Here is a 25,456-nt window from a genome sequence, read left to right as displayed (position 1 = left end):
CGAGCGGCCCTACCGGTGGCCGCGCAGGCGCGCGCGCAGGAGGTTGGGGTCGGTGGCCGTCGTGTAGGCGGCGCTCAGTACGTACACCTCGTCGCCGCGCAGCGCCACGGAGGTGGGGTTCTGGAGCCCGTCGGCGGCGTCGAGGACGGTGGAGCTGCTGCCGTCGGACGTGATCCTCACGACACCGTTCGGACCGTTGAGCGCGGCCAGTACGTCGTCGCCGCGGCCGGTGAAGGCGAAGTCGTCGATGCCGGCCAGGCCTGACGCCCTGAGCTGGGGCGCCCCCGCCCGGTTTCCGGGGCGGATCGGTATGCGCAGGAGCGTGCCCCGGTCGAGGTTGGACACCCACAGGGCGCCGTCGTGCACCTTCGCGCCGTTGGCCCCGAGGAAGCCGGCCGAGGCGAGTTCGGGGGCCGTGGACCACGCGATGGGGACGCCGCCGGTGACGGGGACGGTCCAGACGACGCCGAGCACCGAATCGGTGATGTAGAGCTGCTTGCCGCGTGCGTCCAGGGCCAGCCCGTTGGGCAGCCCGTCGGCGGGCAGCGCGGCGATCCTTCGCGGCGCCTGTCCCGGGCTCAGCCGCCACAGCCCCGTCAGATCGGCGGTACCGGTCGCGTACAGCACGTACACGGTGCCGTCCGGGGTGTGGACGATGCCGGTGGTGAGCGGGAAGCCGAGGACGGGCGTGCCGACTCCGCCGTCGGCGGGCGCGGGCAGGGTCGCCAGGACGCGCGTCGTACCGTGCGCGCTCACCCGCGCCACTTGACGGCCGCCGGCGAAGGTGACGTCGGCCGAGCCGTCGGGCAGCAGGGCGACGTTCTCCGGCATCTGCCCGGCCGAGAGGTCGAAGTGGGCGGCGATCCGGACATCCGCCAGTGGACTCGGGCGCGTTGTCGCAGCGGCGGAGCCGACAGGGGCCACCGCCGCGAGGACGGCCACGGCCGCCAGGACGGCCGATGTGGTGATCTTGGTACGTCGCTCGGTCATGATTCCTCACTTGTTTTCGGGCAGGCGTCAGCCGCGGTGCGGCGGGACGGTAGGGACAGGGGTGCGGAACTCGGTTCAGGCGGCGCGGTGTTCGGCGTCGCCACGGGCCGGTTCCCGCGGTGCGACGGGCGCGGTGGGAGCGGTGGCGTGGGCGAGCAGGGTCAGGGCCGTGGCGGACGGGGAACCGGGTTCCGCCGTGGCCACCACCAAGGCAGGGCCTGTCCCCTGCGGGCTCTGCAGGGTCTGCTGACTGACCGTCAGCGATCCGATCAGCGGATGCCGCATCTCGTACTCCGCGACATCGCAGGGCACGATCCGGTGATCGGCCCACATCGTGGTGAACACCGTGCTGCGCATGGTCAGTTCGCCGATCAGTGCGGCCAGCGGCGGATCGTCCGGGTGACGGCCGGCGGTCAGCCGCAGATTGCCCACCACGGCCTTGGCCTTGGCGGGCCAGTCCGCGTACAGCTCGCGGGTGTGCGCGTCCAGGAAGACCAACCTGGCCATGTTCGGGCGTCGTTCGGGGTCGTCGGGGCTGTCCGGGTCGAGATGGCCGGCGAACAGCGCGTGGCCCTGGCGGTTCCAGGCCAGGACGTCGGTGCGCCGGCCGAGGACGACGGCGGGCGTGCCCTCGACGGCCGCCAGCAGGGCCCTGGTCGCCGGGGTGACGCGTTCGGGACGTACCCGGCCGGCGGGTCGCCGGCCCTTCGGGGCCCGCGCCAGTTCATGGAGATGGGAGCGCTCGGGCTCCCGCAGGCGCAGAGCGCCGGCGATGGCGTCGAGCACCTCGGGCGAGGCGTTGTGGGACCGGCCCTGCTCCAGGCGTGTGTAGTAGGGGACGCTGACTCCCGCCAGCATCGCCAGTTCCTCACGCCGCAGCCCCGGCACCCGGCGCCGCTCGCCGTAGGTCCGCAACCCGACGTCCTCGGGGCGCAACTGGCTCCGGCGGGCCTGGAGGAAGGCGGCGAGCTGCCCGTGCTTGTTCATGGATCCGAGTATGCGCGGCGCCGACGATCCGTGCCTGACCCTGCCGGGGTGCGGTTCCGGAACCGGGTCCCGGCCGGCGGTCCGCTCTCCCGAGCTCTCCTTATTAACCACTCGGGCCAAGTGAATCCCGCTGTCCCGGACGGCGGTTATGAACAACGCAAGATCGGGGAACGCGGGAAACGGAATTCAGGCGTTTCCGAGCTTGAACCCCACACCGCGTACGGTGATGATCCAGCCGCTTCCGCCGAGTTTCCCGCGCAGACTGCTGACATGGGTGTCCACCGTCCGCCGGGACCACGAGTCGCCCCAGACCTGTTGCAACAGGCGTTTGCGCGAGATGACGGTGTCGGGGTGCGAGGCGAGCAGGCACAGCAGGTCGAACTCCTTGCGGGTCAGCCCCACGCCCTGGCCGTCCACGCTGACTTCACGGGAGTTGACGTCTATGTGCAGCGGACCGTGGTCTATCGCGTGCCCCAGTCTGCGCTGGGTGCTCACCCGTCTCATGACCGCCTCGATACGGGCCATCAGCTCGCGGAAGCCGTACGGCTTCACCAGATAGTCGTCGGCCCCCGCCTGAAGTCCCAGCACCCGGTCCAGTTCGGAGCCGCGTGCGGTGACGACGATCATCGGGACGCAGCTGACGGAGCGGATGGCCTTGCAGACCTCCAGCCCGTCCAGGTCCGGCAGTTCGAGGTCGAGCAGGACGAGATCCACGCTCTCGTGCGCCTCCAGGGCCAGGCTGCCCCGGTCCACCGCCGCCACCTCATGGCCGTGTCTGCGCAGCCCTTCCTCCAGCGCGCAGGCGTCGGCGGTGTCGCTCTCCACGATCAGAATGCGCCAGCCGCCGGACGCAGGTGTTCCCACCTGCAACGGACCGGGTAGGAGTTCGGTGACCGATCGCTGCACCGACGATCGTTGCGTCATGCTCTCCCCCGGCAGGTCAAGTTCGTCGTACGAAGCGAAACTTGACACAAAGATACAAAGTCATGGTGCTGAATTCAAAGACTCTTCCAGTGAATTAACTGTTGCAGTCATATGAAGCGGTATTAAGCCATCGAGAGCCTTCGGAACTACCTTTCCGCAATTCGGTCGTCGGCGTCCAGCAGCCGCCGGAGCAGCGTCGTCAGCGTCTCCCGCTCGGCCTGGGTGAAACAGCCGAGGAAGGAGTCCTGGGACTCCTCGGCCACCAGCCACAGACGGCGCTGGAGCGCGACGCCCTCGTCGGTCAGCTCGACCACCTGCCGGCGCCGGTCGGCCCTGTCCCGGGTGCGGCGGACCAGACCGCGCTCCTCGATCGCGTCCAGATAACTCCCCAGGTGGCTGCGCTGGAACCCGAGCCGGTCGGCCAGCACGTGCTGGGGCAGCGGGCCGAAGTCCGAGAGCGCGGTCAGGGCCGCGAAATGCGGCAGCCGCAGCCCGTTCCTGCCGACCGCCTCGACCAGGGCGTCGTGGCCGATACGCGCCGCATGACCGGCGAGATACGAGGGCAGCGCCAGCAGGCTCGGCGGGCGCAGCACCGCGTCGGCCGTGCCGATCGCGCCGCCCGTATCGGGTTCAGGGGTTTCGCTCATGCGTTCACGATACCGGAAAATAGTGGCTGGACGTAAGGATGACATCATGGAATCATTCCGTGGTGATACCAGTTCGGCGCTCGTTCCTTCCGTGTTCCTGAACGCTCCTGGACCGCGGACGGCTGCGCCCATTTCCGGAGGACCGCCCCATGACCGACACACCCACGCAGGCCGGGGCCCCGGCCACCGGTGCGCGCGGCGGCACCGCGGCGCCGTTCGCCGCCCTGCTCCTCGCCGTACTGTCCTTCTCGCTGATGCAGACGATGGTCGTGCCGGCCCTGCCCGACCTCCAGCGTGAGTTCGACGCCTCCACGACCAGCGTCTCCTGGGTGCTCAGCTCGTTCCTGCTCACCGCTTCGGTGGCCACGGCGCTGCTGGGACGGGTCGGTGACATGTTCGGCAAGCGCCGGGTGCTGATCGCCAGCCTCGGCGTGTTCGCCGCTGGCACGCTGCTCGCCGCCCTGTCCAACTCGCTGCCCCTGCTGATCGCGGCCCGCGCGGTGCAGGGGGTCGGCTCGGCCGCCTTCCCGCTGGCGTTCGGCATCGTGCGCGACCAGTTCCCGCGTGAGCGGGTGCCCGTCGCGATCGGGCTGATCTCCTCGACGTTCGGCATCGGTTTCGGTGTCGGCCTGGTCATTCCGGGCCCGATCGTCGACGCGCTCAACTGGCACTGGATCTTCTGGCTCGGCCTTGTCGTGATCCTGCTGGGCATCGCCGCCGTCGCCGCGTTCATCCAGGAGTCCGCCCTCCGCTCCCCCGGCCGGATCGACTGGACCGGTGTGGTCCTGCTCAGCGCCGGTGTGGTGGCCTTGCTGCTCGCCATCAGCGAGGGCAAGTCGTGGGGCTGGGCCTCGGGCGGCGTCATCGGGCTGTTCGTCGGCGCCGTCGTGCTGCTCGTGGTGTTCGTCTACGTCGAGACCAAGGTCCGCGAGCCGCTCATCGACATCGAGCTGCTGCGCAGGCCCGCCGTGCTGACCAGTCACATCACCGCGCTCATCATCGGTTTCGGCATGTACGGCGCCTTCACGCTGGTGCCGCTGCTCGCCCAGACACCGTCGAAGGTCGGCTACGGCTTCGACGCGTCCGTCACCGAGTCCGGTCTGTTCATGGTGCCGATGGCGGTGACCATGCTGATCGCCAGTCCGCTCGCCGGGCGGATCGGCGCGGCCGTGGGCTGGAAGCTGCCGCTGGTGCTGGCGTGCCTGATCGGTGTCGTCGGCTTCGTGATCTACGCGGGGGCGCACGACACCGAGTGGGCGATGTACGCGGGCTCGGCCGTACTGGGGATCGGTGTCGGCTTCGCCTTCGCCGCCCTGGCCAATCTCGTGGTCAGCGCGGTCGACCGGAGCCAGACCGGCGAGGCGACCGGCATCAACACCATCATGCGTACCATCGGCGGCTCGCTCGGCGCGCAGATCGCTGCTTCCCTGGTGGCGTCCAAGACGATCGCGGGCACCCGGATTCCGGCCGAGTCCGGTTACACCACCGCGTTCGTGATGTCCGCCATCGCACTCGGGGTCGCCACCCTCGCCGCGCTCGCCGGTCCCGGCAGGCTCTGGCGCAAGGTCGCCGCCGCCCCCGCGCCCACGCCCGCCTCAGCACCCAGCGACGGCCGGACCGCCGCCTAGGTAGGGCCTGTCGTTCGGATCAGGCCGGGCTCGCGTGCCCCGGCACCGCTCCCTGATCCGGCCCGATCCAGACGAAAGACCCTAGGAGTTCGCGCACATGCCTGACTACGGACACGACCTCCTCTTCGGCACCGTGCTGGTGCCGACGGCGGGACACAGCGACGACGCGGTGGCGATGGCCCGGGTCGCCGACCGGACCGGACTCGACCTGGTGAGCGTGCCGGACCACCCGTACCGGCCGGAACTGCTCGACGCCTGGGTGGCGCTCGCGGTCATCGCCGCCTCCACCACCCGGGTGCGGGTCTTCCCCAACGTGGCGAACCTGCCCCTGCGACCGCCGGCGGGACTGGCACGGACGGCTGCGGGCCTGGACCTGATCAGCGGCGGCCGGGTCGAACTGGGCCTGGGCGCCGGGTCCTACTGGGACGCCATCGCCGCCGACGGCGGGCCGCGCCGCAGTCCGGGCGAGGCCGTCCGTGCGACCCGTGAGGCCATCGAGGTCATCCGGGCGCTGTGGACCCCGGGCAGGGGGGCCCATGTCGAAGGCAAGCACTACGGACTCGACGGCGCCGCCCCGGGGCCCGCCCCCGCGCACCCCATGGGGATCTGGGTCGGCGCCGTCGGTCCGCGCATGCTGAAGCTGGTCGGCTCGGCGGCCGACGGCTGGCTGCCCAGCGCCCCGCACGTACCACCGGGCCGCCTGGCGGAAGGGCACCGGATCGTCGACGAAGCGGCGGTCGCCGCGGGGCGCGACCCCGCGGCGGTGCGACGGCTGTACAACCTCTCGCCGGGGCCCGGCGGCTTCCCCCGGGGAGCGCCGGAGGCCTGGCCCGAGCAGCTGGCCGCGCTCACCCTGGAGCACGGGACCAGCGCGTTCCTGCTGCCGACCCAACAGCCCGCGCTGATCCAGCTGTTCGCCGCCGAGGTGGCGCCCGCCACCCGGGAGCTGGTCGCGGCGGAACGCGGCCGGGCAGCGAAGCTGCCGGGTCCGCAGCCCGCGGTGGTCGGCGCGGCGGGCAGCCCCGGTGACCGGCCGGTGCCCGTGGCTGCCTCCCCGGCCACGGGCACCCTCACCTCTGACCGGGGCCGGGCGGGGGGTTCCGGGGACCGGCTGTCGGTGCGAGCCACCCCGGACCCCGGGGTGCGCCGGTCGACGGAGCGGCTGTGGGACGAGTCGACCCGCCCCACAGGCCCGCCCGCCGACCCCGGCCGGCGCTATCCGCGCCGCGAACAGGAGCCGGCCCGGAATCTGGTCGCCGCACACGACCAGCTGCGCGCCGATCTCGACCAACTCGGTTCCGTCGTACGGGAGGTGCTGGCCGACACGCGCGACGTGGGCGAGGCGCGCTCCGAGATCCAGAAGCTGAGCCTGCGGCAGAACATCTGGACGCTCGGCGCCTACTGCGCCTCGTACTGCAGGGTGACGACGCTGCACCACACCCGCGAGGACCAGGATCTCTTCCCGTATCTGCGCCGCTCCGATCCCCGGCTCGCCGCGGTGCTCGACCGGCTCACCGAGGAACATCACGCCATACAGGGTGTGATCGAGCGGATCGACCGCGAACTGGTCGCCTTCGCCGGCGAGGAGCAGGACCGTGCCGGACTGCGGGCCGCCATGGACCTCCTCACGGACACCCTCCTGTCGCATCTCGCGTACGAGGAGAGTGAACTGATCGAGCCCATGGCGCGGTTCGGCACCGGCTGGTGAACCGCCGTCCCCGCTAACCGGGTTCCTGTCCCGTCGCCACCGGGCGGGACAGGTCCGCCGACCAGGCGGACCAGGAGCCCGGGTAGAGGGCCGCGCCGGTGATCCCGGCGCGTTCCAGGGCCAGCAGGTCATGGCAGGCGGTGACCCCGCTGCCGCAGTAGACGATGACCTCCGCCCCCTCCCGCACGCCCAACGCCTCGTATCGCTCGCGTAGTTGCTCCGGTGTGGCGAACGTCCCCTCCGGCGTGATGTTCGCGCTCCAGGGCGCGCTGCGAGCCCCGGGGACATGGCCGGAGCGGATGTCCGACGGCAGGACGGTCTCGCCCGAATACCGGTCGGCCGCGCGGGCGTCGAGGACGACGGCGTCTCCCGCTGCGACCTCGTCCGCGGTCCGCAGCACCTCCTTGGGCCACTCCACCGGGGTCAGCCGCGCCTCGGGGAGCGCCACCCCACCGGTCTCGGTCGCGCCCGGCCAGGCCGCAAGTCCGCCGTCCAGCAGGGCGGCGGCCCTTCCGGTCCTGCGCAGCAGCCACACCAGCCGGGCGGCGTAGGGGCCGCCGTCGGCGTCGTACGCCACCACCGTCGTACCGTCGCCGATGCCGAGCGCGCCGAGCGCACGCGCGAAGCCGGCCGGGTCGGGCAGCGGATGGCGTCCCTCGGTCTCGTCGGGTGGCGCCGACAGGACGGTGTCGACGTCGACCCAGACCGCGCCGGGCAGATGCCCGGCCAGGTAGGCCTCGTAGCCGCTGCGGCCGTCCAGGAACCAGCGCACATCGGCCAGTACGAGGCCTTCGCCGTGCCCACGTACCCAGCCGGCGTCGACCACCGGAGGGAGGGTCGAGTGGTTGATCGCGTCGTCAGGCACCGGCCGCCACCGTTCCTGAGCCGAGTCCCTTGACCTGGGGCAGCACTTCGGACGCGGTCAGTTCGCTGGCCGCCTGCACCTCGGCGTACGGGATGCCGCCGACGTCGATGGCGAGCAGATGCAGATCGTGGCCCCACAGCTCGTGCAGCCGGCCCAGCTTGTCGACGACCTCGGCGGGACTTCCGCAGATGGCGGGCCCGTTGTCGCCGATGTAGGTGTCGAAGTCCGGCGGGGTCGAGAAGTGGGTGTTGCCGGGCTTCTTCACGGTCAGATAGTTGTTCATGTACGAGGCCCAGACCGAGCGGGCCCGCTGGGACGACTCGGCGACGAAGACATGGCTGGCGGCGCCGAGCCGGCCGGGCGGGTCGGTACGGCCGCTCTCGCCCCACAGGGTGCGGTAGGACTCGAAGACCGGTGCGAACGTGCCCGGTTCGCGTGCCGTCGTGCCCACGACGAGCGGCAGCCCGTGGTCGACGGCGAGGTGGACGGAGTCCAGGCCGACGCCGCCGCTGATCCAGAACGGCGGCCGGGGCTGCAACGGCCTCGGCTGGACGGTGACATCGGTCAGCGCGGGCCGGAACTCGCCCTGCCAGCTGACGCGTTCCTCGGTCCACAGCCGCAGCAGCAGCTCGGTGTTCTCGCGCTTGCGCGCCGCCTTCGACTCCGGGGCCTGGTCGAAGACCGCGTACGGCTCGGGGAAGAAGGAGCCGCCTGCCATCAGTTCGAGCCGGCCGCCGGACAGCAGGTCGACCAGCGCGTAGTCCTCGGCGACCAGGATCGGATCGCGGTTGGCGACGAGCGTGGTGCCGGTGGCGAGCCTGATCGTGGAGGTGTGTTCCGCTATCGCGGCCAGCACCAGCGCGGGTGAGGAGATCACGTCCCGCTCGCCGAAGTGGTGTTCACCGACGGTGTACCAGGCGAATCCCGCCTGCTCCGCCTCGGCGGCGGCGCGCACCACGTCCCGCAGTCGCTGCTGCTGGGTGAGGGTCTCACCGGTGAGCGGGTCGGGGAGAAGGCTGCCGAAAGTGATGAGCCCTAGCTCCATGGGGTGTCCTCCGTTGCGCTGTGGTTGCTTCGGTCGCCGGGCACGGCGGCCAGCAGTTCTTTGGTGTAGGGGTGGCTCGGCGAGCGCAGCAGCTCGTCCGCGGGGCCGCTCTCCACGATCCGGCCGTCGCGCATGACGGCGATCCGGTCGCTGACCTGGGCGACGACGGCCAGGTCGTGGGAGATGAAGAGATAGCTCAGACCGTGTCGCTCCTGGAGGCCGACGAGCAGTTCCAGGATGCGGGCCTGGACGGTGACGTCGAGTGCGGAGACCGGCTCGTCGCAGACGAGGAGTTCGGGTCCGAGGGCGAGCGCGCGGGCGATGGCGACCCGCTGGCGCTGGCCGCCGGAGAGTTCGGCGGCCTTGCGGCGCTCGGTGCCTTCCGGCAGGGCCACGTCGTCCAGCAGCCGCCGTACGGCGCCGGCCCACTCGTCCTTCGTGCCGATGGCGTGATTGCGCAGCGGCTCGGTGAGCAGTTCCCCGACGGTGAAGCGCGGGTTCAGCGAGGCGTAGGGGTTCTGGTAGACGAACTGGATACGGCGGTGCAGTGCGCGGCGGGCCGCTCCCCGGGCGGTGGTGACGTCGGCGCCGTCCAGCAGGACCGTGCCGCTGTCGGCCCGCTCCAGGCCGAGGATCATGCGCGCGGTGGTCGACTTGCCGGAGCCCGACTCGCCGACGAGGCCCAGGGTTTCGCCTCTGTCCAGTTCGAAGTCGACACCGTCGACCGCGGTACGGGAGCGGCGGCGGGCCAGTGCGGCGCCCCGTACGGGGAAGGCCCGGGTCAGCCCGGTCACCCGCAGGAGCGGTACCGCCGTGCTTCCCGGCTCGGTGCCCGCGGTGGTGCGGGTACGGTGCGATGCGCGGCCCGCGATGGTGGGCGCGTCGGCCAGCAGCCTTCGGGTGTAGGGGTGTTGGGGATCGGTGAGCACCTGCTCCGCGGGGCCTGCCTCGACCACCCGGGCCTGTGACATCACCACCACGTGCTGGGCGCGGTCGGCGACCACCGCCAGGTCGTGGGTGACCAGGAGCATCGCGGTTCCGGTGGTGGTCACGACCGACTGGAGGTGGTCGAGGATCTGCCGCTGCACCGTGACGTCGAGTGCCGAGGTGGGCTCGTCGGCCACCAGCAGGCGCGGACTCGCCGCGGTGGCGACGGCGATGAGGACCCGCTGGCGCATCCCCCCGGACAGCTCGTGCGGGTACTGGCGGGCCCGCTGCGCCGGATCGGGCAGCCCGGCCTCCGCGAGCAGGTCGACGGCCCGTGCGCCGGCGTCCCTGCGGGTCGCCAGACCGTGCACCAGAAGCACCTCGGCGACCTGGCTGCCGACCGGTTTGACGGGGTCGAGGGAGACACCGGGGTCCTGCGGGACCAGTCCGACGCGACGCCCTCGTACCTCGCGCCAGGCCCGCTCGCCGAGCCCGGTCAGTTCCTCGCCCTGGAGGCGTACGGAGCCGCCCAGGACCCGGCCGCCGGCGGGCAGCAGACCGATCAGCGCGTGGGCCGTACTGCTCTTGCCCGAGCCCGACTCGCCCACCACGGCGGTGATTTCTCCTGCCGCTGCCGTCAGGTCGAGTCCGTCGACGGCGATATGGGTGCCGCCCTCGGTGCGGTAGCCGATCCGCAGTCCCTCGACGGCCAGCAGTGGGGTGTCGGCGGTAGTGGCCGGGGCCGCTGTGCGGGGAGCCGGATTCGTCACGTTCACCGGTTTCTCCCTTCGGTTTCCAGCACCCGCGAGAGCCGGTTGGCCGCGAGGACGACCACGGTCACGGTGAGACTGGGCAGGGTGGTGAGCCACCAGGAGGTGGCCAGGTAGTTGCGTCCGTCGGCGACCAGGGACCCCCACTCGGGGGCCGGCGGCGGCTCCCCGTACCCGAGGAAGCTGAGGCTGGAGATGGCGAGGACGACCAGGCCGAAGTCGAGCGCCGCCAGGGCCAGTACGGGTCCGATCGCGGCCGGCAGGATGTAGCGGGGCAGGATGCGCCACCACCGGGTGCCGCAGAGGATCGCCGCTTCGACGTACGGCGCTGTCCGCACCCGCAGCACCTCGGCCCGCATGACGCGGGCGAAGGCGGCGACGCTGGTGACACCGATCGCGACGGCGACCTGTGCGGTGCCGAAGCCGAGCGCGGTGATGATGGTGAGCGACAGCAGTACCGGTGGCACCGACAGCATGACCTCGACGATCCGCATGATGACGGTGTCCGTCCAGTGCCCGAAGAAGCCGGCGACAAGGCCGAGCACGACGCCGCCCACCAGGGCGATCAGGATGGCCGCGACGGTGGCGCGCAGCGACAGGGCGGCGCCGTGCACCACCCGTGCGTAGATGTCGCGGCCCAACTGGTCGGTGCCGAAGAAGTGTTCGGCACTCGGTGACCGGAACCGCTCGGCGGGGACGCCGGTGAGGGGACTGCGGCTGGTGAACCACTCGGGGACGAGGGCCCAGCCGAGTACGAGCAGCAGCACCAGGACGGAGAGGGTGACGCCGGGGGAACGCAGCGGCGCGGTCAGGATCCGCCGGACCCGGGCGGGCTCCTCGGCGCCGTGCCGCTCGGCCGGGACCGGCGCGGGTTCGGCGGTGACGGGGGTCTTCGTCAGGTTCGTCATGTGGTCACCAGCCGTCCCGTTGAGCGGATCCTCGGATCGAGGACCGGATAGACCAGGTCGATCAGCAGATTGACCACCGCGAAGGCGAGGGCCGCCACGACCACGACGCCCTGCACGACGGGCAGATCCTGCGACGACACGGCCGACTGGGTGATGCGGCCCATGCCGGGACGCGAGAACACCGTCTCCACCACGACGGCGCCGCCGATCAGATAGCCGACGAGCAGACCGACCACGGTCACGGCGGGGATGGCCGCGTTGCGCAGACCGTGCCCGAAGAGCAGCCGGGCCCTGCCCGCCCCGGTGGCCCGTACGGTGTCGGCGTACGGCTCCTGGAGGGTGGTGTGGAGGCTCTTGCCGAGCACCTGTGCCACCAGCGCGGCCCCCGGGACGGCCAGGGTGAAGGCGGGCAGGATCATGCTCTGCACGCCGGTGTTGCCGAGTGAGGGGAAGAGATGCCATTGGAAGGACAGCACCTGGATCAGGATGAGTCCCACCCAGAACGACGGCAGCGACACCGCGAACGACGGTATGGAACGCAGCAGTTGACGCAGGGCGGGGCTCGCGGTCAGGTTGGCGGTCACCCCGGTGAGGGTGCCGAGCACCAGCGCGAGTACCAGTGCGAGGCTGCCGACCTGGAGCGTCGGCGGGATCGCTTCGGTGATCATGTGGGAGACCGGCTGCCCGCTCTGGAGGGACGAGCCGAAGTCGCCGTGCAGCGCGTCGGCGAGCGCCGAGCCGTACTGGACGATCAGCGGGCGGTCGAAGCCGAGGTCCGCGCGCGTCTGGGCGATCTGCTGGGGCGTCAGGCCGGCGAAACCGCCGCGTCCGCTCAGCATCAGCGCCACCGGGTCGCCGGGCAGCAGACGCAGCGCGACGAAGGTGAGCGTGAACGCGGCCCAGACGACGAACAACGCGCGCAGCGTCCGGGTGACCGCGTACAGGGCCGTGTTCACTGTCGGACCCTCCCTCAGCCGAGCCAGGCGTCGTGCAGGTCGAAGCGGTTGGAGGCGTCGAGTTTCAGCCCCTTGACCTTGTCGGACACGCCGTGGACGTTGGCGCCCTGGTACAGCGGGACGGTGTCGGCGTGGTCGAGGATCCAGCCGACGGCGTTGTTGACCGCGGTCTGCCGGGCGGCTTCGCTCGTCGCCGTGACCTCCTGCTCCAGATAGGTGTCGAGCTTGCTGGGCGGCAGATGCCAGAGGTTGTCGCCCTTGGTGTAGAAGATGTTGCGCAGGACGTCCGGGTCGGCGCGGGTGACCCCGACGGCCGTGAGGTCGAACTGGCCCTTCTGCTGCTGTTCGACGTAGACGGCCGGTGCGACGGGCTTGAGCTTCACATCGACGCCGATCTTGCGGAGCTGCTGCTGGACGGCCTCGTCGACGGGCGGCAGGGGCGCGGGTATCAGCCAGGTGAGCGCCAGCGGCTTGCCGTCCTTGACCCGGATGCCGTCCTTGCCCACCCGCCAACCCGCGCTGTCCAGCAGGGACTTGGCGCCCGCCGCGTCGTAGCGCAGCTTGTCGGAGAAGTCCTTGTAGTACGGGGTGCCCGAGGACAGCGCGCTGGTGGCCGGCTTGTAGGAGCTGCTGAAGACGGAGTCCACGAGCCCCTTCCTGTCGATGCCCTTGAGCAGCGCCTCACGGACCTTGAAGTCGGCGAGGATCCCCTTGTGGTTGAGGGAGAGCGGCGGTACGAGCCCGGGGCTCGGCGCCGACAGGATGCTGAAGCCGTTGCCCTTGAACTGGGCCTCGTCCGTGGGCAGGAGAGCCTTGGCGACCCCGACCTGTCCCGAGCTGAGCGCGCCGGTGCGGGCCCCGCCCTCGGGGATGAAGGAGAACTTCACCTCGTCGAAGTGCGCCGCGCCCTTGTTCGTGGCGATGGACGAGGGCCAGGCGTAGTCCTTGCGCTTCTTCAGGACCACTTCCTGGTTGGTGGTGTAGTGGTCCAGGACGTAGGGGCCCGAGCCGACGAACTTGCCGCGGCAGCGGTCGGCGGCCGAAGCGGTGAAGGTCGACGGCGACAGAATGCCCAGGCCGACGGTGGAAGTCGCCTGGAGGAACTGGGCGTTGGCCGTCGCGAACTTCACGGTCACCCGGTGCGCGTCGGTCACGGTGGTGCCCTTGTAGCCGATCAGATAGCTGGGGGCGCCGTTGGCCGGCAGCTTGACCAGGTTGTCGAACGTGGCCTTCACCGCAGCCCCGTCGACGGGCTTGCCGTCACTGAAGGTGGCGCCTTCGCGCAGTACGAAGGTGAACGCGCTGCCGTCGGCGCTGGTGGTGAAGGACTTGGCCAGCCAGGGCACGATCTTGCCGGTCTTCGGGTCCTGCGAGGTGAGCCCGTCGACCACGGCCCTGGAGATGTCCACGGCGCCGAGCTGCCCGGTCTGCTGCGGGTCGAGGCAGCTCGGGTCCGCCTCGCTGCCCACCAGCAGGGTGCCACCGTCACGCGGTGCGCCGTCACTCTTGCCGCCGGAGCCGGTCCCCTCGCCCGAACAGGCCGCGACGGGCAGAACGACCGCGAGCAGTGCGATCGCGAGACGGAGCCGTGGACGCGAGCCGGTGGTTCTTGTGGACATCTGAGGACCTCTCCGAAAGGTGCTGTGGTGCGGACGTGCGGGGGGTGGCAAGTGAAGGGGGCAAGTGAAGGAGGTGGCAAGTGAAGGGGGTGGCAAGTGAAGGGGGTGTCAGCCCTTGGCGACGGCCTCGCGGACGGCGGGCACGATCTCCTCGGCCCAGCGACCGAGGCCGACCTGGCCCGAGGGGTCGCCCGAGGCGAAGTACACGAATCCCGATGCGCCGTGGTCCAGCACGGCCTCGGTCAGCTCGGTGATCCACTGGTCGACGGATCCGCCCAGCCAGCGGCCCGACGCATCGCGCGGGACGTTGACGGGGGCGTCGGTGATGCGTGCGGGCAGATTGAAGACGGTGGTGACGTCGGCGGGGTCGCGTCCCGCGGAACGGGCCGCCTCGTCGATCACCGGGCGGGACTGCCGGTAGCGCTCGCTGTGCCAGTCGGCGGCGTTGCCCGGTATCCAGCCGTCGGCCGAACGTCCGGTGACGGCGAGGGACTTGGGCCCCACCGAGCCGGTCCAGACGAGCGGCGCGGGAACCGGCGCCGGGTCCAGTGCGAGCACCTGTGTGAACTCGCCGTCCAGGGTGACGGGTCGTACGCCGCCGGACAGCGCCTTGACCAGACCGATGGCCTCCTCCAGGGCGCGTACGGCGGCGGCCGGGTCGAGCCGGGTGGCGCCGAAGCGCGCGATGTCGTCCCAGTACCCGCCGGCGCCGAGGCCGAGGACGACCCGGCCGCCGCTGAGCGCCGACAGTGTCGACAGGGTGCGGGCCAGCAGGGGCACCGGGCGGGTCGGCAGATTGGTGACGGTGGTGACACCCGTGATGTTCCTGGTCCTGCCGAGGAGCAGCCCGAGGGCGCCGTAGGCCTCCAGCCGGTCGCCGTAGTAGGGGTGGTCGGACAGGGCGAAGAAGTCGAGTCCCGCACGGTCGGCGTACTCGACCCTGCGGACGACCTCCGGCGCTTCGGCGAGGGCGACCCCCGGGCCGATTCCGAACCACAGCTTGCGTGCGAGCCGTTCTGGCATGGCTGGTGCCTACTCTTTCCTTGGTACTGGTTGCGGGGAAGCGCGCCCGGCGCCGGACATGACGGGGCACCGGCGGGTCCGGCGCCGGGCGGGATGTCAGGCGCGTACGGCCTCGACGACACTGCAGTGGCCGCCGGGCACGATGCGCGACAGTTTGAGGCCGGAGTCGGCCAGCAGGGACTCGAACTCGGCGGCGGTGCGCTGCTGTCCGCCGGCCACCACCAGCATGTCCAGGTCCATCAGGGAGACCGTGGGCGAGGGGCGCGGCCGGTCCGGCAGCACCGCCTCCACCAGCAGGACATGCCCGCCGTCGGTGAGCGCGTCCCGCGCGTTGCCGAGGATGCGCCGCGACTGCTCGTCGTCCCAGTCGTGGATGATGTTGGACAGGATCACCGCGTCGGCTCCTGTCGGTACGGATACGAAGAAGTCGCCGGGGACCAGTTCGGCACGGTCGTCCACACCGGCGTCGCGCAGCGGCTGTCCCGCGCTCGCGATGACCTCCGGCCGGTCGTAGAGGACACCGCGGGTGCCGGGCGCCGAGGCCAGTACGGCGGCCAGCAGTGCGCCGCGCCCGCCGCCCGCGTCCACCACGGTGCCGAACCGGCCGAAGTCGTAGGCGGCGACGACGGGGGCGATGATCTGCCGGGACGCCTCGGTCATGGCGCGGTCGAAGACGCCGAGCACATCGGGGTGGTCGTGCAGATAGTCCCAGACGGGCTTGCCGAGCACCTCGGCGAACGCGGTGTTCCCGGTCCTTACGGCGTCGGTGAGGCCCGCCCAGGCGTGCCGTTCGGCGGGCAGCCCGGTCCAGATCGCGAAGTTGCGCAGACTGGTCGGGGAGTCGGCGCGCAGGGTGCCGCCGAGCTCGGTCAACTCGAATACGCGGCCGTCGTGTTCGGTGAACAGACCGATGTCGGCGCCGGCCCGCAGCAGCCGGTAGAGGCTGGGGGCGTGGGTGTCGGTCGCCGCCGCGATCTCGGAGACCGGTCGGGGTCCTTCGGCCAGGACGTCGGCGACGCCGAGTTCGGCGGTCGCGCTGACCGCCTGGGCGAGCCAGCCGGCGGTGATGATCTGCAGAACCTGGGCGGGCAGGGGCAGTTCGTTGGTGCCTGGGGGCATGACGGGGCTTCCTCCTTGGTACCGGGGGTGGCCGGTGGGTTCGGACCGGGACGCACCGACAGGCCCAGATGAAGTGTGTTCCGGGTGACTGGGCGGTTCAAGGCGCGCCGGTGTCAGGTCTTTGTGCGCTACGTCAGATCTCTGCAGGTTCCGAGGTCAGTGGCCCGGAGCGCCCTGCGGACCCTGTCCTTCGTGCCATATCAGCTCGAAGACGAACCGGTTGATCCGCCAGCCCTCGGGGGTGCGGACGGCGTCGGCCTCGTAGTGCCCGCCGATGGTGAAGTGGGTGCCGGGTTCGGCTGCCCGGCGTACGTGTACGGCGGTCAGATGGGCCCGGATCCTGGCGCGGTCGCCTTCGACGTCGACGGTGTAGTTGGAGGCGGTGTGATGGGTGCGTTCGAAGGTGGTGCGGGCCAGCTCCTGGAACTCGGCGAGTCCGGCCGTTCCCTTGTACTCCCCCATGGGGAAGGTGAGATGGACGTCGTCGGTGAAGACCGAACCGAACCAGTCGTCGCGGTGCCGGTCCCGGTCGAGGTGGGTGACGTAACGGTCGGCGAGAGCGGTGAGTTCGGCCCGGTCGGTGAGGTCGCGCAGCTGGGCCCGCAGCGCGGCGACGGTCTCTTCGGTGCTTTTGGTGCTTTCGGTGCTTTCGGTGCTGGTGACGGCACTCATGCCGGTACTGCCTTTCGGTGGGTGTGGTGTGCCTGCGGTGGTCAGCTCCTGGGGGCGGCGGCCCGCCAGCTGCGCGGGCCGTCGAACATGGCGGCGCGCTCCGGTCTGCGCCAGCCGGCGAGCGAGCGCCGGCGTACCGGGCCGCTGTCCGGTGCCACGGCGGTGAGCCGGGTGAGGAGGGCGGCGGTGAGCGCCGCGAGTTCTTCCGGACGGGGGTTGCCGCGCTGTACGCGCAGGATGTGCTGGTCCATGACGGTCACCTCGAGGGAGTGGTCACTGGGGCGGGTTGCCGTGCTTGCGGCGTGGCAGGTCGGAGTCCTTGGCCAGCAGCATCGCCACGGTGCGGGCCAGGACGGGGCGGGTCTCGCGGGGGTCGATGACGTCGTCCACGAGTCCGCGCTCGGCCGCGTAGAAGGGGTGGACGAGTTCGGCGCGGTATTCGTCGATCTTCTGGCGCCTGGTGTGCTCCGGGTCGTCGGCGGCGGCGATCTCCCGGCGGAAGACGACGTTGGCCGCGCCTTCGGCGCCCATCACGGCGATCTCGTTGCCGGGCCAGGCCAGCGCGACGTCGGCGCCGATGGACCGGGAGTCCATGACGATGTAGGCGCCGCCGTAGGCCTTGCGGAGCACCACCGAGATCCGGGGCACGGTCGCGTTGCAGTACGCGTACAGCAGTTTCGCGCCGTGCCGGATGATGCCGTCGTGCTCCTGGTCGACGCCGGGCAGAAAGCCCGGTACGTCGACCAGGGTGATCAGCGGGATGTTGAACGCGTCGCAGAACTGGACGAATCTGGCGCCCTTCTCGCTGGCCCTGATGTCGAGGACCCCGGCGAGCGCGGCGGGCTGGTTGGCGACGACACCGACGACATGGCCGTCGAGCCGGGCGAGTGCGCATACCAGGTTGGGTGCCCAGCCCGCGTGCACCTCCATGTAGTCGCCGTCGTCGACGAGTTCCTCGATCACGGGGCGTACGTCGTAGGCGCGGCTGCCGTCGGCAGGCACCAGTTCGGTCAGCGCGGGCGAGGTCCGGTCGGCGGGGTCGTCGGCCGGTTCGTACGGCGGCATCTCCCGGTTGTTGGCGGGCAGCAGGGTGAGCAGATGGCGCACCTCGGCGATGCAGGTCTCCTCGTCGTCGTACGCGAAGTGCGCGACGCCGGAGGTCTGCGCGTGCACGTTGGCGCCGCCGAGGCCGTTCTGGGTGATCTCCTCACCGGTGACGGCCTGGACGACATCGGGTCCCGTGATGAACATCTGCGAGGTGTCGCGGACCATGAACACGAAGTCGGTCAGCGCGGGACTGTAGGCCGCGCCGCCGGCGCACGGGCCGAGCATCACGCTGATCTGCGGGATCACCCCGGAGGCGCGGGTGTTGCGCCGGAAGATGCCGCCGTACCCGGCCAGCGCGGAGACACCTTCCTGGATACGGGCGCCCGCGCCGTCGTTCAGCGACACCAGCGGGGCGCCCGCCGAGATGGCCATGTCCATGATCTTGTGGATCTTCGCCGCGTGCGCCTCGCCGAGCGCGCCGCCGAAGATCCGGAAGTCGTGCGCGTACACGAAGACCGTCCGGCCCTCGACCCTGCCCCAGCCGGTGATCACACCGTCCGTGTACGGCTTCTTCGCCTCCAGACCGAAGCCCGTCGCCCGGTGCCTGCGGAACGCCTCCACCTCGGTGAAGCTGCCCTTGTCCAAGAGGAGTTCGACGCGTTCGCGTACGGTCAGCTTCCCCTTGGCATGCTGCCGTTCCGTCGCGGCGGCGCCGGGTCCTTCGTACGCCTCCTTCCTGCGCGCCGCCAGATCGGCGAGCGGTCCTGGGACATCGGGGCTGGGCTGAGCGGTCGCCATGGCGGTCCGTCCTTCGGGTGGGCTCAGTCTGGTCGGCTCATTCGGGGTCGGACCGGCCGGGGTCGGATCCGCCGAGGTCTGACAGGCCGGGCAGGCAGCCGCCCAGGAAGTCCAGCGCCCGCAGGTGGTAGGTGCGGGCCGCCAGTCCGAGGCTGATGTTGTGTCCGGAGCCGGGCTGTCGTTCCGTACGGACCCGGGGTGCGCCGGTCAGCGCCGCCGCGAGATCGGCGAGGTCGTCGTCGCCGTGCAGCCAGGACCGTTCGTGTTCGGCGAAGGTGAAGCGGACCGGTACCCGCACCCGGGACGCCAGCGCCCCGAACTGCTCGGGCCAGCGGGCGACTTCGGCGCTCTCCCGTATCGGGACCGGCGCCGCGGGTACCCGGTCGTGGCGGAAGGTGCCCGCCGGGTAGAGCCGGAGCGGACCCCAGAGCCGGGTCGTTCTCAGCCGGCCGCCGCCGAAGGGGAGTTGTCCCGGCAGCAGGGCGCTGCGATGTCCGCAGCCCGAGATGTCGAGACCCCGCAGGTCGCAGAGTCCGCCGGCGGCGAGGTGCAGGGCGAGCTTGCCGCCGAAGGAGTGGGCCAGCAGCAGGAGTCCGCCGCCGGTCGGATGACGCGCGGCGAACGCCCCGAGCGCGGCACGCACCATGGCGGCCTGGTCGGTGAGGGACAGTCCGTCGGGCAGATGCGCGGCGGAGCGCCCGTAGCCGGGGCGGTCCAGCGCGAGGACGGTGTACCCGCGGCTCGCCCCGAGTGTCAGCAGCGAGAGGGAGGGGTGGGCCTGCCCGTCGAAGTAGCCCGAGGTGAGGCCGCCGCCGTGCAGGGCGACGATCACGGCGCGCGGCGTGGTGGCGGGTTCGGCGAGCAGCGCCGAGAGGGGCGCTTCGGCGCCGTTGAGGGTGATGCGGCGTACGCCCGACGACAGTGCGGGGGTGACGGCCGGCCGGGCGGGGTTCATCCGGCGCCCCCTGTCGTCGCCCGCTCGATTCCGGCGCCGAGCGGGCCTGCCAACTCCGCCGCAGCGGGCTCGCCGTGAGCGCGTTTGACGCCCAGCAGCAGCTCGTCGGCGCTCAGTTGGTAGTCCTGCGTGCCGACCGTCTCCAGTACGACGGTGGCGACGGCGCAGCCCAGCCGCGCGGCGGCGGCGGCCGGAAGCGACCAGGAGAGCCCGGCGAGGAACCCCGCGCGGAAGGCGTCGCCCACGCCGGTGGGTTCGGCCGGCACGTCGGTGGGCACGGCCGGGACCCGCAGGGGCGCTTCCCCGGCCCGCAGCAGGTCGACCCCGTCGGCGCCCCGGGTGACGACCCAGGTGCCGACGTGCGCCAGCACCTGCTCGTCGGTCCAGCCGGTGCGTTCGCGCAGCAGGCCCGCCTCGTACGCGTTGGTGAAGAGGTGACACGCCCCGTCGACCAGCCGGCGGGTGGCGGCCCGGTCGAGCCGGGCGAGTTGCTGCGAGGGGTCGGCGGCGAAGGGAAGGCCTGCGGCGCGCGCCTCGGTGGTGTGCCGGAGCATCGCCTCGGGATCGTCCGGTGCGATCAGCACCAGCTCCGGCCGGCCGGCGCCGGCCACGGTCCTGGTCAGTGAGATGTGCCGCGCCTCGGCCATCGCCCCGGCGTAGAACGTGGCGATCTGGTTGTGGTCGGCGTCGGTGGTGCACACGAAGCGGGCCGTGTGCAGGGTGTCGCTGACCCGTACGGGTGTGATGTCCACGCCCTGCCCGGCCAGCCAGGCGCCGTAGTCGGCGAAGTCGGCGCCGGCGGACCCGGCCAGCACGGGAGCGAGTCCGAGCCGGGCGAGGCCGAGGGCGATGTTGGCGCCCACTCCGCCGCGCCGGATCTCCAGGGTGTCGGCGAGGAACGACAGCGAGACGCTCTCCAGTTGACCGGTGAGCAGCTGCTCGGCGAACCGGCCGGGGTAGGCCATCAGATGGTCGGTGGCGATGGACCCGGTGACCAGCACCCGGTGGCCGCGCGCGGTGCGGCTCGTGGGATGTGCCATCACACGTCCTTCGTCTGCGGGGCCGTCGGGGCGGGCGGCCCGAACCAGTGGTGCAGGGCGGCGGTCAGACCCTCGCCGCTCGGGGCCGTCGACACCCAGCCGACGTGGCCGTCGGGGCGTATCAACAGGGCGCTCAGCCCGCGAAGTTCGTCGTCCTGGTCGTCGAGTGGCTTGGGGGCCGCCGTGGTGACGGTCACCCGGTCGGCCCAGGGCGCCGCCGCGGTCCGTACCGCAGCGTCGTCAGCGAGGTCGAGCAGGACACCGCGCGCGGGACGCAGCAACTGGGTGGTGCTGGTCTCCCCGCCCGGCCCGACGAGGACGCGGTGCGCGACGCGCCTGCCGGCCAGCGGGTGGTCGGCGCCGAGGTCGTAGCGGATGTCCAACCCGCTGACGACACCGGCGAGATGCCGCTTGACGGTGTCGTACGCGATGAGTTCGGCGAACAGGGCACGCAGCGGGTCGGACTCCCGGCCGCCGAGGAAGACCGTTCCCTGGGCGCGGGTGTTCACCAGCAGCCGGGCGCCGACCGGGTGGCGCTCGTCGTGGTAGGTGTCCAGCAGGGCTTCGGGCGCGGTGCCCCGGCTGACGGCGGCGAGTTTCCAGCCGAGGTTGCCGGCGTCCAGGATGCCGGTGCTCATCCCCTGGCCGCCGGCCGGCAGATGGACGTGGGCGGCGTCCCCCGCCAGCAGGACGCGCCCGCGCCGGTACGCGGCCGCCTGACGGGTCGCGTCCGTGAACGAACTCACCCACTGGGTACCGGCGTCGGCGATGTCCTCGCCGGTGAGCCGCAGCCACGCCGCCGCCACCTCGGCGAAGGTCACCGGCGCCGCGTCCTCGCGTGGCGGGGCGCCGTCCGGGCAGACGATGATGCGGTCCACCCCGTCGCCGAGCGGCGCCGCCATCACCATGCCGTGCTCCAGGCGTTCGCCGAGCGGCCGGGGGCGCAGCGAGCGGCCCACCACGTCGGCGAGGTACATCACACGGGACGCCGGTGTGCCGGGGAAGGCGATCCCGGCCGCCGTGCGTACGGGACTGTGCCCGCCGTCGGCGCCCACGAGATAGCCGGCGCGCAACCGTCGGGGGCCTTCGGGGGCTCGTACGGTGATGACCACCGCGGTGTCGTCCGGGCCTGCTCCCTCGTGCAGTTGGGTGAACTCCCAGCCGCGGTGGATCTCGGCTCCGAGGCCGGTTGCCCAGGTCTCCAGGACGGACTCGGTCAGCGACTGCGGTATGCCACGGGCGCCGAAGTGGGCGCCGGGCAGCACGGTGTAGTCGAACCGCACGCCGCCGAAGTGGCCCACGGGGCTGATGTCGAGGGTGTCGCCCTGCCCGAAGCGGGGCAGCAGGCCCCGCTGGTCGAACGCCTCCATGGCGCGGGCCGTGAAGCCCAGGCCACGGGACTGCCCCGTGGGTGCGGCCAGCCGCTCCACGACGGTCACGCGCGCCCCGCCCAGGCGCAGTTCACCGGCGAGTGTCAGCCCGGTCGGTCCGGCGCCGACGACGATGACGTCCGTGTCGTCGGCGTCCTGCGCGGTCGCTGCCTCGGGTGCCATGCCGGTCAGCCCTTCGCCGACCGGGAGTGGGTCACCCGGTAGGTGTTGGCCTGGCGGTTGGTGACGAGCGAGCGGGCCCGGTGCCTGCCGTCGCGGATGTCGGCGGGCCTGTCCTCCTCGGGCAGGCTGTGGAAGGCGTCGTACAGCTCCTTGCTGTCCCACTGGGCGTAGTTGACGACGAAGCTGCCGTCCACACCACGGAAGTAGGTGTGCGACCGGTAGCCGGGCACCGTGGTGATCCACTCGTCCGGCTTGGCGAGTGTGTCCAGCAGTTCCCGCTGGTCCTCGGGTTTCGTGTCGAACACGATCAGTACGGTGTAGTCGTCGCGCTCCGGCGAGATCTCGATGTCCCCGCCGAGTGCGGGGTGGTGCTGGGTGAAGGCGAGCTCGGTCTTCAACAGCCGCACGGTCCGGGCGAGTTTGTGGAACAGCGGCACGGTCTTGCGCTGGAACTTCTGTCCTTCGTAGCGCGCCTGGAGATCGGCGGCGCTGCGCCACTGGATGTAGTTGACCGTGCCCGGCTCGTCGACGCCCGCGTGCAGGGTCGAGGAGATCCAGCCGGGGTAGTCGGCGTGGTCGATGATGTCGCGCATCGCGTCGAGCACGTCGTCCTGGAGGGGCACCGTGTCCGTCTCGAAGAGGTTGAACACGGTCAGATATCCGTCGTCGGGCGAGATCAAGGGCATGGCGGGGGTTCCTTCCGGGTGCGGTCTGCGGGGGGGTACGGGGTACGCGCGGCCGGGCTGCGGGGGCGAGCGGGCCCGGCGGGCGCGAGACGGTCAGGCGGGGCCGAACCACCGGTCGAGTGCCGCCGGCAGCCCCTCCCCTCGCGGTGTGCCGGACGTACCTGCCCATACGACGTGGCCGTCGGGCCGTACGAGCGTCCAGCCGGCGCGGTCCGGCGCGGAGACCGTCCCGGAGGCCGTTCCGGAGTCCGGGGCGGCGGGCGTGGCGAAGGGGACGGCACGGCCGCCGAGGACGGCCCCGAGGTCCGGGGCGCCCGCCGGGCCGAGCAGCAGCCCCCGGCCCGCGCGCAGCGCCTGCGTACTGCTGGACCAGCCCGCCGCCGAAGCGGCCAGCGGTGTGTGCGGCAGCCGGGCGCCGACGAGCGGGTGGGCGGGGCCGCCGACGTCGTACCGGATGTCGAGTCCGCTGATCGTGGCGGCGAGGTGGGTGCGCACCTCTTCGCCGCCGATCAGGTCGGTGATCAGGGCACGTACCGGCTCCACCTCCGGGCCGCCGAGCAGCAGCAGCGCCTGGGCCTCGATGGCCGCGAGCACCCGCAGGCCGACGCTGTGCCGCTCGGCGTGGTAGCTGTCGAGCAGGTCGGGATGGGCGCGCCCCGTGGCCTCGGCGGCCAGTTTCCACCCGAGGTTGAAGGCGTCCTGGAGGCCGAGGTTGAGCGCCTGCCCGCCGATGGGCATCTGCCGGTGGGCCGCGTCCCCCGCGAACAGCACGCGCCCGTGCCGGTACCGCGCGAGCTGGCGCGCAGCGTCGCCGAACGCGTTCACCCACAGCGGGGTGCCGCCGCTGATGTCTTCGCCGGTGACCCGCTTCCACGCCTGTGTGATCTCACCGAACGTGGGCGGGCCGGTACGGCTCAGTGCCGGCGCGCCGTGCTCGTGCACCATGACCCGGGTCACCCCGTCCGCCCGCCGCGCCGCGATGGCCAGCCCGTCGGGGAGCCGCTGGAACCGCCGGTCGGGCACCTCGATGCCCGCGACGTCGGCGCGCAGCAGTTCGCGGCGCGCGTCGTGGCCGGGGAAGTCGGCTCCCAACAGGCCGCGTACGGCGCTGTCTTCGCCGTCACAGGCGACGAGATGGCTGCCGCGTACCAGGAAGGGGCCGCTGTCCCCGACGGCTTCGACCTCGACGTACGCGCCCGTGTCGGTGACCGCGCGGACCTCGTGGCCGCGCCGGATGTCGGCGCCGAGCCCCGTGGCCCACTCCCCCAGCAGCCGTTCGGTGTCGAACTGCGGGACCTTCCACTGGCCCGGCCGGCTGCCGGGCAGTGTCAGGTCCAGCGGAATGCCGGCGAAGTGTCCGCGCAGGTCGTTCGGCGGGGCGGGTAAGGCGGCCGTCAGTCCCCGGCTGTCGAGGATTTCCATGGTGCGGGCGTGCAGGGTCGAGGCCCGCGACTCGGTGGTCGGCGCCGTGCGCCGTTCCAGTACGACGACGTCCGCGCCGCCGAGGCGCAGCTCCCCGGCGAGCAGCAGCCCGACGGGGCCCGCGCCCACGACGATGACCTGGGTGTCCAGGGGGTCACCCGGCATGTCAGCCCCGCTCGCCCGTGCGGCCTTCGGCGTACGCCTTGGCGTGGCCGAGGGTGGCGAGGCTGTTGGTGGACAGGGCGGTGTGCACGTAGCTCCGCGCGTCGTCCGCGGTGGCCTCGGGGCCGAGGACGGCGGAGATGTTGTCGGTGTTGAGGGTGACGGTGTGCTGGGAGGAGGCGACGGTGCCGTCCCCGGTCTCCTCGAAGGTCCAGATCCCGGTGTGCAGCGTCAGCAGCGCGGGCAGGGTGACCTGCTTGTAGGCGATGCGGTGGTGCGGGAAGGTCACGCGGTACGACTTGGTGGTGTGCGTGGAGCCGTCCTTGGCCCGGGTGTCCATCTCCAGTGTCTGGAGCCCCGGGGTGTCCTCGGTGAGGCGTACGGACGCGACGTGCGGCAGCCGCTCGGCCCACAGGTCGGCCTCGTTGACGAAGTCGAAGAGGTCCTTGGCCGCGCCGTCCACGGTGACGCTGTCGGTGAAGGAGAACGTCAGGTCCTCGGCCGCGTGGGCGGCTTCGACGTTGGTGCGCAGCGCGGCGAGTTCCGAGCGGCTGTTGCGGTCGACCGCCTCGTCGATCCAGGCGAGCCCCTGCGGGTCGTCGTCCACGGCGCGGTAGTCGTGCAACAGCCGTACCCGTGACTTCTGTTCGCCGAGCTGTTCGATGATCCAGACGCCGCCCATCGCGGCGACCGGCGGGGCACTGATCTCCTGCCGGAAGGTGATGCGCAGGCCGTCCGGGTCCAGCGTGCGGCGCGAGGTCCAGTTCTTCGCCTCTTCACCTGCGGTGGCCCAGATGCGGATGCGCTCCTCGGCGCCGTTGTGCTCGACCTGGTCGACATGGATGGTGGGCGGGAAGATCCGGGGCCAGTTCACCACTTCCGCCAGGAGACGGTAGACGGCCGATGCCGGCGCGCCGACGGTGATCTCGTGCTCGACCTCACGGGTCGTCATGGTCGCTGCTCCTCAAGGAGTCCGGTGACGGGAGGGATGGCAACGGCGGTACC

The 25,456-nt window shown here is 71.8% G+C and carries 23 protein-coding genes; 2 read left to right on the top strand and 21 right to left on the bottom strand.

Going from position 1 to position 25,456, the window contains the following annotated elements; genetic code table 11:
- Nucleotides 1-9 precede the first annotated feature (9 nt).
- From OHS57_RS32390 to OHS57_RS32375, 4 genes are all read right to left on the bottom strand, one after another.
- Nucleotides 10-990 (bottom strand): hypothetical protein, encoded by a 981-nt coding sequence (locus OHS57_RS32390; protein ID WP_328584209.1) that lies wholly within the window; start codon nt 988-990, stop codon nt 10-12.
- A gap of 75 nt (nt 991-1,065) precedes the next feature.
- A complete protein-coding gene (locus tag OHS57_RS32385) occupies nt 1,066-1,977 on the bottom strand; it encodes a helix-turn-helix domain-containing protein (RefSeq protein ID WP_328584208.1) in 912 nt (303 codons plus the stop codon).
- A 186-nt stretch (nt 1,978-2,163) separates the two neighbouring features.
- Nucleotides 2,164-2,901 carry a response regulator transcription factor gene (locus OHS57_RS32380; RefSeq protein WP_041993384.1) on the bottom strand — a complete coding sequence of 246 codons (738 nt, stop codon included), beginning with the start codon at nt 2,899-2,901 and terminating at the stop codon, nt 2,164-2,166.
- A 146-nt stretch (nt 2,902-3,047) separates the two neighbouring features.
- The gene (locus tag OHS57_RS32375; RefSeq protein WP_328584207.1) at nt 3,048-3,548 is read right to left on the bottom strand and encodes a MarR family winged helix-turn-helix transcriptional regulator; all 501 of its coding nucleotides are present in this window, start codon (nt 3,546-3,548) and stop codon (nt 3,048-3,050) included.
- 149 nt (nt 3,549-3,697) lie between these two features.
- Here OHS57_RS32375 and OHS57_RS32370 point away from each other — a divergent pair, with 149 nt between their 5' ends.
- Both OHS57_RS32370 and OHS57_RS32365 read left to right on the top strand, forming a co-directional pair.
- The gene (locus OHS57_RS32370; protein WP_041993378.1) at nt 3,698-5,176 is read left to right on the top strand and encodes an MFS transporter; all 1,479 of its coding nucleotides are present in this window, start codon (nt 3,698-3,700) and stop codon (nt 5,174-5,176) included.
- A 97-nt stretch (nt 5,177-5,273) separates the two neighbouring features.
- The gene (locus tag OHS57_RS32365) at nt 5,274-6,884 is read left to right on the top strand and encodes an LLM class flavin-dependent oxidoreductase (protein ID WP_328584206.1); all 1,611 of its coding nucleotides are present in this window, start codon (nt 5,274-5,276) and stop codon (nt 6,882-6,884) included.
- Between the two features lie 13 nt (nt 6,885-6,897).
- Here the strand turns inward: OHS57_RS32365 and OHS57_RS32360 are convergent, their stop codons facing one another.
- The 17 genes from OHS57_RS32360 to OHS57_RS32280 form a co-directional block, all read right to left on the bottom strand.
- Complete coding sequence (locus OHS57_RS32360; protein WP_328584205.1) at nt 6,898-7,749, bottom strand: sulfurtransferase; 852 nt, start codon at nt 7,747-7,749, stop codon at nt 6,898-6,900.
- Entirely contained in the window at nt 7,742-8,794 is a 1,053-nt protein-coding gene (locus OHS57_RS32355) for an LLM class flavin-dependent oxidoreductase (RefSeq protein ID WP_328584204.1), read from the bottom strand. The genes OHS57_RS32360 and OHS57_RS32355 overlap by 8 nt, the downstream gene beginning before the upstream one ends.
- Nucleotides 8,785-10,497, bottom strand: a complete 1,713-nt coding sequence (locus OHS57_RS32350; protein WP_443043004.1) for a dipeptide ABC transporter ATP-binding protein — start codon at nt 10,495-10,497, stop codon at nt 8,785-8,787. Before OHS57_RS32350 ends, OHS57_RS32355 begins: the two co-directional genes overlap by 10 nt.
- Nucleotides 10,494-11,399, bottom strand: coding sequence for an ABC transporter permease (locus OHS57_RS32345; protein WP_328584203.1), 906 nt, complete (start codon nt 11,397-11,399; stop codon nt 10,494-10,496). Before OHS57_RS32345 ends, OHS57_RS32350 begins: the two co-directional genes overlap by 4 nt.
- Entirely contained in the window at nt 11,396-12,355 is a 960-nt protein-coding gene (locus tag OHS57_RS32340; protein ID WP_328584202.1) for an ABC transporter permease, read from the bottom strand. Before OHS57_RS32340 ends, OHS57_RS32345 begins: the two co-directional genes overlap by 4 nt.
- A 14-nt stretch (nt 12,356-12,369) precedes the next feature.
- Nucleotides 12,370-13,974 (bottom strand): ABC transporter substrate-binding protein, encoded by a 1,605-nt coding sequence (locus OHS57_RS32335; RefSeq protein ID WP_328584201.1) that lies wholly within the window; start codon nt 13,972-13,974, stop codon nt 12,370-12,372.
- 108 nt (nt 13,975-14,082) lie between these two features.
- Complete coding sequence (locus OHS57_RS32330; protein WP_041993360.1) at nt 14,083-14,997, bottom strand: LLM class flavin-dependent oxidoreductase; 915 nt, start codon at nt 14,995-14,997, stop codon at nt 14,083-14,085.
- A 96-nt stretch (nt 14,998-15,093) separates the two neighbouring features.
- On the bottom strand, nt 15,094-16,116 hold the full coding sequence (locus OHS57_RS32325) for a methyltransferase (protein WP_328584200.1): 1,023 nt from the start codon (nt 16,114-16,116) through the stop codon (nt 15,094-15,096).
- Nucleotides 16,117-16,272: 156 nt separating this feature from the next.
- Nucleotides 16,273-16,788, bottom strand: coding sequence for a nuclear transport factor 2 family protein (locus OHS57_RS32320; RefSeq protein ID WP_328584199.1), 516 nt, complete (start codon nt 16,786-16,788; stop codon nt 16,273-16,275).
- 41 nt (nt 16,789-16,829) lie between these two features.
- Nucleotides 16,830-17,039 carry an acyl-CoA carboxylase epsilon subunit gene (locus OHS57_RS32315; RefSeq protein ID WP_328584198.1) on the bottom strand — a complete coding sequence of 70 codons (210 nt, stop codon included), beginning with the start codon at nt 17,037-17,039 and terminating at the stop codon, nt 16,830-16,832.
- A 22-nt stretch (nt 17,040-17,061) separates the two neighbouring features.
- Entirely contained in the window at nt 17,062-18,633 is a 1,572-nt protein-coding gene (locus OHS57_RS32310) for an acyl-CoA carboxylase subunit beta (protein WP_328584197.1), read from the bottom strand.
- Between the two features lie 37 nt (nt 18,634-18,670).
- Entirely contained in the window at nt 18,671-19,588 is a 918-nt protein-coding gene (locus tag OHS57_RS32305) for an alpha/beta hydrolase (protein ID WP_328584196.1), read from the bottom strand.
- A complete protein-coding gene (locus tag OHS57_RS32300) occupies nt 19,585-20,628 on the bottom strand; it encodes a carbohydrate kinase family protein (protein ID WP_328584195.1) in 1,044 nt (347 codons plus the stop codon). Before OHS57_RS32300 ends, OHS57_RS32305 begins: the two co-directional genes overlap by 4 nt.
- Nucleotides 20,628-22,181 carry an FAD-dependent monooxygenase gene (locus OHS57_RS32295; protein WP_328584194.1) on the bottom strand — a complete coding sequence of 518 codons (1,554 nt, stop codon included), beginning with the start codon at nt 22,179-22,181 and terminating at the stop codon, nt 20,628-20,630. The genes OHS57_RS32300 and OHS57_RS32295 overlap by 1 nt, the downstream gene beginning before the upstream one ends.
- A gap of 5 nt (nt 22,182-22,186) precedes the next feature.
- Nucleotides 22,187-22,867 (bottom strand): antibiotic biosynthesis monooxygenase family protein, encoded by a 681-nt coding sequence (locus tag OHS57_RS32290; protein WP_328584193.1) that lies wholly within the window; start codon nt 22,865-22,867, stop codon nt 22,187-22,189.
- Nucleotides 22,868-22,960: 93 nt separating this feature from the next.
- On the bottom strand, nt 22,961-24,454 hold the full coding sequence (locus OHS57_RS32285; protein ID WP_328584192.1) for an FAD-dependent monooxygenase: 1,494 nt from the start codon (nt 24,452-24,454) through the stop codon (nt 22,961-22,963).
- A 1-nt stretch (nt 24,455) separates the two neighbouring features.
- Nucleotides 24,456-25,403: an aromatase/cyclase gene (locus OHS57_RS32280; protein ID WP_328584191.1), complete on the bottom strand. Its 948-nt coding sequence runs from the start codon at nt 25,401-25,403 to the stop codon at nt 24,456-24,458.
- Nucleotides 25,404-25,456: the final 53 nt, after the last annotated feature.

This window comes from Streptomyces sp. NBC_00370, assembly GCF_036084755.1.
Classification (GTDB): Bacteria; Actinomycetota; Actinomycetes; order Streptomycetales; family Streptomycetaceae; genus Streptomyces.
The sequence above is the reverse complement of the archived record's forward strand: the minus strand, read 5'-3'. Positions and strand labels throughout refer to the sequence as shown.